Origin of the sequence: Siminovitchia fortis (assembly GCF_007681465.1) — a bacterium.
Taxonomy (GTDB): Bacteria; Bacillota; Bacilli; order Bacillales; family Bacillaceae_C; genus Siminovitchia; species Siminovitchia fortis.
In genome coordinates this window covers 1-11,773 of sequence record NZ_VEKZ01000027.1, presented here as the reverse complement: position 1 = coordinate 11,773, position 11,773 = coordinate 1, and the positions used below count along the sequence as shown (strand labels likewise).

9 protein-coding genes, 1 pseudogene and 1 riboswitch are annotated in these 11,773 nt (G+C 43.1%); of the genes and pseudogenes, 1 reads left to right on the top strand and 9 read right to left on the bottom strand.

The features are described from left to right. Position 1: 1 nt before the first annotated feature. From FS666_RS10315 to FS666_RS10275, 9 genes are all read right to left on the bottom strand, one after another. Positions 2-1,009, bottom strand: coding sequence for an ABC transporter substrate-binding protein (locus FS666_RS10315; RefSeq protein ID WP_144463084.1), 1,008 nt, complete (start codon positions 1,007-1,009; stop codon positions 2-4). A 66-nt stretch (positions 1,010-1,075) separates the two neighbouring features. Beyond that, a riboswitch (TPP riboswitch) is annotated at positions 1,076-1,187 on the bottom strand. Positions 1,188-1,379: 192 nt separating this feature from the next. Continuing rightward, entirely contained in the window at positions 1,380-2,618 is a 1,239-nt protein-coding gene (locus FS666_RS10310; RefSeq protein ID WP_144463082.1) for a helix-turn-helix domain-containing protein, read from the bottom strand. A gap of 89 nt (positions 2,619-2,707) precedes the next feature. After that, positions 2,708-3,613, bottom strand: a complete 906-nt coding sequence (locus FS666_RS10305; protein WP_144463119.1) for a TIGR01777 family oxidoreductase — start codon at positions 3,611-3,613, stop codon at positions 2,708-2,710. 18 nt (positions 3,614-3,631) lie between these two features. Beyond that, the gene (locus FS666_RS10300) at positions 3,632-4,084 is read right to left on the bottom strand and encodes an SRPBCC family protein (protein WP_144463080.1); all 453 of its coding nucleotides are present in this window, start codon (positions 4,082-4,084) and stop codon (positions 3,632-3,634) included. A 268-nt stretch (positions 4,085-4,352) separates the two neighbouring features. Then, the gene (locus tag FS666_RS10295) at positions 4,353-4,811 is read right to left on the bottom strand and encodes a hypothetical protein (RefSeq protein WP_120070476.1); all 459 of its coding nucleotides are present in this window, start codon (positions 4,809-4,811) and stop codon (positions 4,353-4,355) included. A gap of 139 nt (positions 4,812-4,950) precedes the next feature. After that, positions 4,951-6,078, bottom strand: a complete 1,128-nt coding sequence (locus FS666_RS10290; protein WP_186306498.1) for a glycerate kinase family protein — start codon at positions 6,076-6,078, stop codon at positions 4,951-4,953. A 131-nt stretch (positions 6,079-6,209) separates the two neighbouring features. Continuing rightward, positions 6,210-9,353 carry a S8 family peptidase gene (locus tag FS666_RS10285; RefSeq protein ID WP_144463076.1) on the bottom strand — a complete coding sequence of 1,048 codons (3,144 nt, stop codon included), beginning with the start codon at positions 9,351-9,353 and terminating at the stop codon, positions 6,210-6,212. Between the two features lie 173 nt (positions 9,354-9,526). Further along, a complete protein-coding gene (locus tag FS666_RS20280; protein ID WP_144487902.1) occupies positions 9,527-9,952 on the bottom strand; it encodes a hypothetical protein in 426 nt (141 codons plus the stop codon). Positions 9,953-10,038: 86 nt separating this feature from the next. Further along, a complete protein-coding gene (locus tag FS666_RS10275) occupies positions 10,039-11,235 on the bottom strand; it encodes a CdaR family transcriptional regulator (protein ID WP_186306496.1) in 1,197 nt (398 codons plus the stop codon). A 158-nt stretch (positions 11,236-11,393) separates the two neighbouring features. Between FS666_RS10275 and FS666_RS10270 the strand changes: the two are divergent. Further along, positions 11,394-11,711, top strand: a pseudogene (locus FS666_RS10270) (NAD(P)/FAD-dependent oxidoreductase); the annotation flags it as partial. Positions 11,712-11,773 lie beyond the last annotated feature (62 nt).

Here is an 11,773-nt window from a genome sequence, read left to right as displayed (position 1 = left end):
TTCAGTCCTCCTTTTCGGGTAAAAATTCATTCGTGAATGCTTTATCCACATCAATTTCTTTTTCAAGCAATCCTTTATCGAGCATCCAATCCATATAATTTTGCCAAACTTCGGCTTTTTGTTCTCCCCAGCGCGGGGCATCATCCTGATAGCGCGGTGCCAGCCATTCCTGGCTTTTCTTTACAAGTTCTGCGTCCAGATCTGGAACGGCTTTGATTAAAATATCAGCGGCCTCTTCAGGCTGGTCGATGGCAGATTCATAGCCTTTTGATACTGCAGCCATGAACGCTTTGACAGTCTCCGGATCTTTTTCAATCATTTTTTCGCTCGTCGAAATAACAGGTGTGTAATAATCGAGCTTGTCCGAGTAATCCGTAAGGTAGACCATATTGATCTTTTCACCGCGAAGCTCCGCTTCCACTCCGGTCCACGCATAATAGATCCAGGCGAAGTCAATATCTCTTTTTACAGCCGTAAAAAAGTCGGCATCCCCCATGTTCACGATGTCCACCTTCTCAACATCCGCACCTTCCGTTTCCATCAGGGATGCCAAAACCGCTTTTTCAAGCGGAGCCCCCCATCCTCCATACGCTTTTCCTTCAAAGTCCTTTGGCGACTTGATATTTTTTTCTTCCGGGGATGCAAATCCCGATGTGTTATGCTGGATGACCGCGCCAATTGAAACAATCGGGACATCCTGAACACGCGCTTCCGTTATGCTCTCCTGGTAGCTGACACCAAACTCGGATTTTCCTGAAGCCACAAGCTGATCCGCTCCGGCTTCCCCTGGCAGGATGATGTCCACATCCAATCCTTCCTCTTTGAAAAAGCCTTTCTCCTGTGCAACATATAACCCTGTATGGTTCGTGTTCGGCGACCAATCCAGGACAACAGACACCTTTTTAAGACTTTCCTCTTTCCCGGCTGAATCGCTCTTATCCTTCGCTTGTCCACCGCAGCCGGCCAACAATAATAAAACACTAAAGATACTTCCCAACCATTTTTTCATTGAATTTCCTCCCTGATGTCATATAAGAAATGGCGCCAAGGGAAAATGAACCCAAGGCGCCAAGGCATGCTAAAATTTGACGTTCCCTTCGCTGGTATGAGCCAGATCAGGTTCAAAGGGTCAGCATTTTCCCCGAATGCTTTCTCAACCGGCACCACCGGTTCCCCTACTTCATCATTATTTAATTCCCCCTCATTATAGCAGAAAAAAAAGAAAACTGCTCCAAAAAGAGCAGCTTCCCTGATCCGTACGCCAAATCAAACTGGTGGAAAAATAGGCGGTGACTGCGGAGTGATTCCGCCTCCGATAATCGGAGCAATGTAAAATACCCATGCAATGCTTGCGGTTACAATCAGTTTTTTCATTTTCATCACCTCTCTGCTATTTTTTTATAATAATAAAGTGCTCTATCCGTATCTCTAGCTAAATAATATTCTGCTAAGGATAAAGCAAATTTATTATAATCTTCAATGAAAAAGAACTTTTCCAAAAACGGCAAGACATCGTTTTCAAGAAATGCCATTGCCTTTTCTTTATGGTCTTTTAATAAATATTGATAATATCGAAAAATCAATTCTTGCTTTTTCATAGAGTTAGCTTTTGTTTCCACCAAAATCTTAGAAATATTCCGAAGTGCTTTTTCTTTCTCTCCTAGGGAGATCAAAAGCTCAGTATAGCTGCATAAGCTTACCAGGTATTCTTTCTGTGATTGGGCTTTTTCCATTGAAAGGAGATAATAACCTGCGGCCTCTTCGAATTTTCCCGTTTTTTCAAGCAACAGGGCGTAGTTGTTATACATGGTAGAAATTAATTCTTCTGTATTGATTAAATTCATATTCCTGAATATAAAACGATACTGCTCTGCAGCGTTTTCGTATAAACCCAGATCTGTGTATGCGATACCTAACAAAAATTGAGTATGTAGTATACGCAAATAGTTAAAAGACCTGGAGTAAGCCTCCAAAGCATTGTGACCATAAGCAACACTGCTGCTGTTGTCTTTCAAGTTGGCATAATTAAGTGCAATAAAATAATACATTTCCGCTTGCCAAGGGGAGGGCAATAAGTCGTTTGCCTCAAGTTTCAACAAAGTATCCAGTGACTTTTTATAATCTCCTTTAATAATATCAAATGCAGCATTGATATATTCATAAAGCTCTTTTTCTTGGGCACTTAAAGAATTCAAAATTTGCCTTAGTGTTTCCTGTTCCTTCACGGCTCTCTCAAAGTCATTGACGAGCAAAAAATATCGATATAAGTATAGATGGTAGCGTGCAATGTAATTGGAGAAAGTAATGTATTCCCGCTGTTCTTCCACACGTTGGTAGCACTCTTCTGCGCGCTTCTTATCGTACGAAAGGACAGCATCCAATAAATCAGAGAGGTCGGCTGCAATCGTTTCCGAAGCTCTTTGAATCGAGTCTAACGAAATGCCCAAACGCTCGAGCAGGAGCATGATAGTTTCCTGATTCACTTCTTTGTTGTAATTCTCAAACTTGCTCAAATGTGTAACGGAACATATGCCATTGCACAGCTCAGATTGCGTCATATTTCGTAATTGGCGGTGATATTTGATCATTGCGCCGATATTCATTTTCTCCAAATTCATCTTTTCATCCTCTGGTCATACTACTTGTATAGATAAATAGTAGCACAATTTGGATAATAAATCTATTTTTTTCATGAACTTGTAATTTTTTACACTGAAAAAATATCTTTTAATGCCTCTTTTAAATCCGGAAACAAATAATCATATTGATTCTCTATTGCTTTTTCCGGAATCACGCGCTGGCCGCTAACCAGCATGCTGCTCATTTCTCCAAGCATTAATTTTAAAGCAAACTCGGGGACTGGAAGCCAATGCGGCTTTTCCAGAACGGAACCGATCACCTTCCCGAAATCTTTCATCTGTACGGGGGTTGGTGCGGTGACGTTGAGCGGGCCTTCAATGGCTGGAGTGTCGATCGCAAACTTGATCATGCCGGCGGCATCTTCCACATGAATCCATGACACCCACTGTCTCCCGGACCCCACGGTCCCGCCGATGCCGAATTTATAGGGCAGCGCCATGAGCGGAAGCGCGCCCTTATTGCCGAGAATGATTCCAAAACGGGCAAAAACTATCCTGACACCAAGCCGGCTGGCTTCGGCCGCTTTTTCTTCCCACTTCTGCACAGTTCCGGCAAGAAAGTCACTGGCATTGCTTGTGCTTTTTTCAGTAAAAGTGTCTGTGTCCGACATACCGTAATATCCAACGGCGGAAGCGTTGATCAGGACTTGGGGCTTGCTCTCCAATTTTTCAATCAGCCGAATGATTTCCCCTGTGGCCTCCATCCGGCTTTTGATGATCCGCTCTTTCTTTTGCTTTGTCCAGCGAAAACCGTTGATTGATTCTCCGGCCAAATTCACGATGGCATCTACGTTTTCCAAATTTTCTTCTGGACGGCTGCCCTGCTTGAGCCACTCGACGGCCTGCATCCGGTCCGTCTGTCGGATCTTTTCAGCGTTTCTTGATAAAACCGTTACTTGGTTGCCATCAGCCAACAGCTTTTCCTGCAAAACCTGTCCGAGAAACCCGCTTCCGCCTGCAATGACTACATGCAATTGCTCCACACTCCCTTCTTACGAAAATATTTTTTTCACTTTATCATTCCGGTATGTAAACATCTCCGTCATTTTTCCTTTGACAAAGGGATGAAAAGCCTTACCTATCGCGCCGAGTGGAAGAGCATACTGCAAATGGTCGCGGACTTCCGTCCCTTCTTCATTGTGGAAAAACAGATGTTCATGCCGCCAATAGGCGAACGGTCCTTTTTGCTGCTCATCTATGAAACGTTTAAGTTTTGCAACTTCTTTTATTTCGCCTTCCCACCTGGTTCGAAAGCCTGGAAAAGGGGACAGGGAATAGCTGATCCTCTGGCCTGTGAACATCAAAGAAGGCGGCTCCTGAATAAATTGGAGCTTAAACTTTGGCGGCGTAAGTATGGCCAAATTATTTGGATTTGAAAAAAATTCCCACACTTCACTAATCGGAGCATTTACAATCAGGCTGTTTTCCATAGTATATATCTTCAAGCCGGCACCCCCTTTTCCCTTTATTATATGGTTTTATACGTTAAAAAACTGAGCAAAGCCAAATTAATAGGCTATAATGAAGAATCAGGTGATCTTTTATGAAAAATGATAGAAAAGCCCGGCTGAAAAAGCTGGTAAAAGAAAACAAAATAAAACGGAGAACTTAAAATTTGAGTTTGTTTTAAGTGAAGATGAATATTCATATGTGACGATAGATTATTGGGTAAAATAAAAAGCCGATCGTTTAATGGATCGGCAATTTACATACTTATGTTAAGCTGATTGATTTTAATTCTTCCTGCTTTTTTTCAGTAACGGTAAATCCCAGTTTTTCAAGTGTCCGGATGATGCCGCTACAATAGTCTTTGTGTGCAATGAGGAACGTGCGGTCCGCTTCAATTTTTTCCTTTACGCTGGAAAGCATTGAGAAAAGTGCAGCCGTTTTTTCGTATGTTTCGTCTTTCGGCATATCTTCCAAAAGTGAGGTTGCTTCTTCTGTGACCGGCAAAATCCATATTTCGCACGGATTCGGAATTTCAAGCAGTTGATTGAATACATCCATTTTTTCCAACGGGGTTCTAAATGTAAAATCGGTCAGTTCATAAACACATGTTGTAGAATAATCGATATCAGGAAAAGGTGAAGGATCACCTTTTACGAAAGATTTGACTTTTAAATTGGTTTCGCCAAGCGTATGGTCATCCGAGTGAGAAGAAATCGTATTCACTGTAATGCCCCCTCTCCAAATTTAGAGCTGTTCTTTTCTCTAAAAAGAGAAATACCCTTCTTTCCGGAATGTTAAACAGTGGCTTTCTCCTATAAACGCATCGCAAACAGCGGACACTTTGAAGGATAAGGGAGAATATTTATTTGAAAAAGGTACGGCAAACCTGCTCAGCAGTATGTTCAAGGAGCTTGGGAGCTGATTCCATTGCTTCAGCAAGTGTCATTGGCCTCGTCATGATGCTGTTTACACTGATTACTCCATATTGATAAAGACTTTCGATATTTTTTCCGACAGATCCTGCAATAATAATAGTCGGGACGTCCAACTTTTTTGCCGCCTGCGCCGCCCTCATCGGCGTTTTGCCGAAGGCTGTCTGGAAGTCGACCTGCCCTTCACCTGTGATTAACAAATCAGCACCTGCCAGCTGTTCCTTTAGCCTTGTATATTCCATTACAACCTCGGCACCCTTTTCCATTACAGATGGAAAAAATGCCTGAAAGGCACCGCCGAGTCCTCCGGCCGCCCCGGCACCCGGCATGTTGTGCAGCTTTACGCCCATAATTTCCTTTACCTTGTTCGCCCAATGCGTCATGTTTTGATCCAAAATTTGGACGGTCTCTTCCGTAGCTCCTTTTTGGGGGCCGAAAACAAAGGAAGTGCCGTTTTTACCGACGAGCGGATTTTCAACATCCGACGCGATAACAAAATGACTTTCCTTGATGCGCGGATCAAAATTTTCTAAAGATATTTTGTGAACTTGGTTTAGTTCTCCGCCGCCGAATCCGATTTCTTTTTTTTTCTTATCTAAAAGCTTCATCCCGAGCGCCTGCAGCATTCCTGCTCCGCCATCATTTGTCGCGGACCCTCCAAGCGCTACAATGAATCTTCTATAACCCTCGGCAAGGGCGCTTTTGATCAGTTCTCCTGTCCCGTATGTCGTTGTAATAAGCGGATTACGTTCTTTTTCTGGGACCAGATCCAAACCGGAAGCGCTGGCTATTTCTATGACGCATGTTTTTTCATCTCCAAGAATGCCGTAAAAAGCTTCAACCGGCTTTCCAAGCGGACCCGTCACTGTAACAGCAGTCTTCTTTCCGTTCGTTGCTGCCACAAGCGTATCCATCGTTCCTTCACCGCCGTCGGCCAAAGGGACAGTGATTGTTTGAGCATCAGGAAAAGCATTCTTAATTCCTCTTTCAATCGCAAGAGCTGCCTCCAAAGCGGAAACACTTCCTTTGAACGAGTCGGGTGCAATCAAAATCCTTATTTCAGCCTCCCCCTTTCATATGTATCGAATTCTTCTGTTTAGCTTAACATAAAAGCCGATATTGCCGCTTTTGTTCCACATTATTTGTGGATGGACACAAAAACCCCCGGCAGGCCGAGGGTTTCAGGAAATTACTTTTTATATTTTTTCACCTTCACTTTTGCAGCTTTGCTTGTATTTCCGGCTGCGTCTTTTGCCGTTACAGACAGCGTAGTTCCGGCTTTTTGCTTCTTGATTTTCACTTTGAACTTGCCTTTTGCATCGGCCTTTTTCTTCCCAAGCGATTTTCCTTTATGTTTCACATAAACAACGGCATTCTTTTCTGTTTTACCGGAAACAAATTTGTCCCGATCCGTCACCTTGTTTACCTTTGGTACCGCCGGAGGAGTTTTGTCCTTAACCGTCACTTTAACTGCCTTGCTTTCATTTCCTGCAGCATCTTTTGCTGTCACATAAAGAACGGTACCGGCTTTTTGCTTCTTAATCGCGACTTTAAAATTACCCTTCGCATCAGCTTTTTTCTTCCCTATTGTCTTCCCTTTATGCTTCACGAAAACCATTGCACCGGATTCCGTTTTACCGGTCACAGCCTGATCCGAATCGCCGACCGGCTTCACCTTCGGCTCTGCAGGCGGTGTTTTATCAATCACAACAATTTTGGCTGCTTTGCTCTCTTTTTTGGAAACACTCTTAGCAGTAATAGAAAGCTCCGTCCCGGCTTTTTGTTTCTTAATCTTTACTTTGAATTGGCCTTTGTTGTCGACTTTGGCCTCCCCAAGCAACTGTTTCTTTGCTCTAACAGCAACGGTCGTTCCTTTTTCCGCCTGGCCTGTCACAACTGTATCACTGTCACTTACCGGCTTTACTTTAGGGGTTTTAGGAACCGGTGTTTCCTTGACTGGAACCCTGATGGAAGCCACTCCGTCATTTGCCACCAATTGCAGGACTTTATTCGCTTGCTGCGGGCGAATTTCAATTGTAAACTTTCCATTCTCTGCTTTCCCTTTTGCTATAAGCTTATTGCCATCTTTTAACTGAAGGTTCGTTCCATTTACAGCATTTCCTGTAATTTTTAAATCATTGTCTGTTAAGGGATTGACTTTAAGTCCCAAGCCAACAGTATTGAAGGCGCTCCAGACATTCAGCCTGCCCCAGCCGGAAACTTCGTCGTATCCCGGTTCTAAGACTCTGACCGGATAATCGTCGTCCACGTAATCCGGTTCACTCACAGGCTCCTCAACAGCAATATCGTCTGCTGTTTCGGTCAATATCCTTCTTACTTTTTCCGGTTCCAATTTCGGATTTTCAGACAGTAATAATCCTGCAGCAGCCGCAACATGAGGGGTTGCCATCGATGTACCGCTGAGATAAGTGACATTTCCGTTCGGAAGCAAGCTCGGAATGTCTGCCCCTGGAGCCACGAGATCAAGTCCTTCTCCGTAACTCGAAAAGTCGGAAACAATATCAAGCCTGTTAGATGCCCCCACGGCAATGGAATACTTGGAAGCAGCCGGGTAATCCAACATATCCACCCCATCATTCCCGCTGGCGGCGACGATGGTCACATTTTTAGATGCAGCATACTTTAACTGTTCTTCTATTACCCTGCTATACGGCCCGCCGAGACTAAGGTTAATGACACGGGCCCCTTTGTCTACAGCGTACTTGATTCCCAAAGCAATTTTCTCAGTATCGCCGCTTCCGCTGGCATCAAGGACTTTTACAGGTAAAATTTTCGCGTTTGGATGGATACCCGTCATGGAATAATTATTATCCACTCCTGCTGCAATGATTCCTGTAACGTGAGTTCCATGGCCTTCGTCATCGTATGCATCATCATCTCGGTTCGCAAAATCATACCCCGGAATAACTTTTTCTTCCAAGTCAGCTAGAGTATGATCAACTCCTGTATCCACGACTGCAATGACAACATTTCCGAGCTGTTTTTTCTTATAAGTTTCATAGAGTTTTTCAAATCGGATATCGGCGTTAGCCTTACCATGATCTTGCCCTGTATTTTTCAGGCTCCATTGCGAGCCGGACTGGACATCTGTAAAAGGTGGAACAGGTGGTTTATCGGAGGCATTTTTATGATATGTATACACAGGCTCCGCATACTCTACTTCCGGTAATTTCTCCAAATTTTTAGCTATTGTCTCCGGTTTTTCACCCGCGTCCAGAACATACATATTATTCAGGGAAGTGGCATTCCCCTTAACCGTTTTGATAGAAGTTGATTTCGCGATCCCTTTAGCCTTCTTTTGAAATTCAGAAGCGGCTTTTCCACTCTTTAATTTAACGATGACCCGGTCTGTATCCGATTGTGAAACAGCCATTCCATTTTCTTGTAAAATTGTAGAAATCTTTTTATCTATCAACTTGTCAATGCCGATCTCTTTTGCGATTTTTTCAATTTCCGGCTTAAGCCAGCCGGGCACATTTTGGATGACAATCTCATACAGTTCATTGATCGCTTTCTGATCCTTTTCGGTCAAAGAATAGTCACTGCCATCCCCTTTTTCCGCCAGCTCACTGAAAATCGGCTTCAATTTGACCAAATCGTTATAAACTTGATCTTTAGTCTTTTTGTCAAAAGTCATTTTGGCGACAAGGAAAGGCGCCACCTTATAGTACAGGGAAGTCAATTCTTGTCCCTTGTCCGTTTTTGACAGCAGTTCGTCTCTTACCAGCCGGAGTTCTTTTAAAATTTCCACACCCGCTTCCCGTTTATTTACACTTAATTCAACGGGACAAGCCTCCTCTGGCAAGTCGGCCGGGGACAACGTTTCTCCTTTATAGCCGATAGTATAATCGACTGCCTGCGGTTCTTCCATTTCACCTTCGTTTTCTTCTGTTTCTATCTCTTCAAAGGTGCCGTAATATTCCACTTTAATAAAATAAGCGCCTTTCCAGGCGTGCGGCATATGAATGACTGCAGATGCCCCTTCAGTGATTTCAGCTCTATAGTTATCAAACGTAAAATCCTGTTCAGCCCTGTTTTTATCAGGATAAACTGAAACATTTCCTTCAAAATCTCCGGAGACTTCTATTTCCATATGCGTATCTTGTTTAATCTCCTCGTCCGTCGGCTCTATTTTATACCATCGAACTTCTCCAGGTTCACTGAAACTTCCATTCAGCGTCTCGCCTTTTTTAAGCCGAATCGCCTCATCTGCAGTTCCCGGACTGGCTTGCGGAGCAAGCGGCTGCACTACACTAAGAAACAGCATAATAGCTAGCAGAAATGCAGTGTACTTAATTTTCCCCTTTTTCATACATTCACCCCATTAATTTAATATAATAGGATTATACGATAATTCAAGATTAATTAATAGCTACTTTGGAAATATTTTTTATCTATTGAAAAAACTCCCACCATGAAAGTAGCGCACAAAAAAAAAGAAACCCTTAATAATTCCGGATTTCTTAAGTAATTATATCTATCCATTTAACCCTGTCTGATCAGGCGTTGTATTTCTGTCTCCAAAACAAAGACCCGCTTGTTTAATGCAGCGTTTTGGTCATCCACATGTTGGGTGATTCGGTCGGTGTAGTCTCCAAGATGTTGAATAATGCTTTTATGCAACTGTTCCTGTCCAGTTTTCAAATCTTTTACTTCCTTTTCTATAACACCCATTCGTTCATCGATGTTGTCGAAACGTTGCTCAAAGGCATCCATTCGACGATCCATGTTATCAAGCCGCCGGCCAAAGTCGTCCATTCGGCGATCTACTTCATCAAACCGCTGGCCTAAACCTGCCATTTGGCGGTCCATGCTATCTAAATGATGTTCAAAACTGCCAATTTGCTCTTTAATAGGTTCTATTTCTTCTTTGATGACTGTCCGGAGCGCTTTTATTAATTCTTCATTCATCATTTGATACCCCCGATAGTCCTTAACCCATTAAATTATATCACAATTCAAATGAGACCAGAGCTTAACCGATTTTTTATCACTTTTCAAAAGCTGCCGGCAGAATGATTTTTTCCTTTTTTCAACGCCACATACAAAACAAGACACTGTTCAAATGACTGCGTATCAATATGAAAAATCTCGCTGATTTTATTAAGGCGGTAGATGAGGGTGTTCCGGTGTACATACAGATTGCGGGCCGCCCGGCTGATGTTCATGCTGCTTTCACAGTATGCAATGAATGTTTTTACAAGCATATCCATCTCAGGATGCTTCCAGATGACTTCGATATCATCAGCAAATGATTCCAGGAAGGAAAGGTTGATTCCTTCCAGAAATATTTCAGGCAAAATTGTCCAACTGTCAAACGAGTAAACCGCATCTTCCGGCTCTTTCTCCAATCCTACCATCAATGTTTTGTATGCCTGATCATAAGAACACGAAGCGCCTTCGAAACCTTTGTAGCTTTTCCCATGTGATATGGATACCTTGCAATGAAGATTTTGCTGTTCCATAAAGGATGTCAATTTTTCCGCTGCATATTCACAAAGGTTCTTTAATTTCGGGAAGTCGCAGGCCTTCATTTCCTTGATGACAATCCATTTATCCTGGGCAATGGGACAGACAATATCATCCATGTTATTCTGAAACAAATGGCAGATGAGGTTATTCAGTTCAAGAAGCGACAGATTGGCAAATTGTTTGGCTTCCGTATGGATCCTGACAAGCGACGGAAGATGGACAAGGATACAGACCCTGGGCTCGTCAAATTGAACGCCGAGCAACTCACAATAGCTTTCAAGTTCTCTCTCATTCTCCCATTCTTTATAGTGAATCAGGTGCTGGACAAACACTTCCGTCGTTTTCATTTGTACGAAGTAAGCTTCTGTGCGGAAATTTTCCTGAAGCATCATTTCCACATGATTCCGGACGAACTTGACATATTTTTTGACTTCCGAAGGCTCACCGATAATCCCGAGCACACCGATGACTTGATTGTTAAAACGAATGGGGACAGCCACTCCCGGCAGGACATTTTCAAGCGCTGCCGCTTCTTCTTTTGTAAAAGCAACCTCTCGCCCCTCTTTGATCACCTGGATGGACACGCGATGGAGGGTGCCGACACGTTCTTTGCGGTCGCATCCGATAATCAGGCCCTCGGCATTTGTAATACTCATGGAAACTCCCAATAAAGCTGAAGTTTGTTCTACAATGGATTGTGCAACTTGCTCAAGAACCTTCACGCTCTTCACTCCAAATAACATTAAGATTTCGTTGCCTTTAATCGGATTATATCAAATTTTCTGTGTATTTGTATTCCAAATTTTGTGCAATTTGATGATTGATTCATAGGGGAAGTCATCTATAATTACAGTAAAAACCAGGCAGGGAGGGAACTTTTTTGAAGAATCATATCATTATTGTGGGCGGAGGCGTCATGGGCTCGAGCACCGCTTACCATCTCCGGAAAATCGGCTTTGAAGGAAAAGTTACAGTTTTCGAGAAAGACCCGGTTTACGAATACTCCTCCACTCCGCGCAGTGCCGGGGGAATCAGGCAGCTTTTCACCACCGCCATCAATATAAAGCTGAGCCGATACAGCCTTCAGCAATATAAAAAATTTCCGCAAGACATGAAAATCAACGGCGATCCGGCAGAAATTGACTTCAAACAGCGCGGCTACCTTTTTTTAGCCACAAAAGAAATGCTTCCTGCCATTGTATATGGTAATCTAAAAATGAACCACAATCGCACTTGAAAATTGAACCACTTCAATAGAAA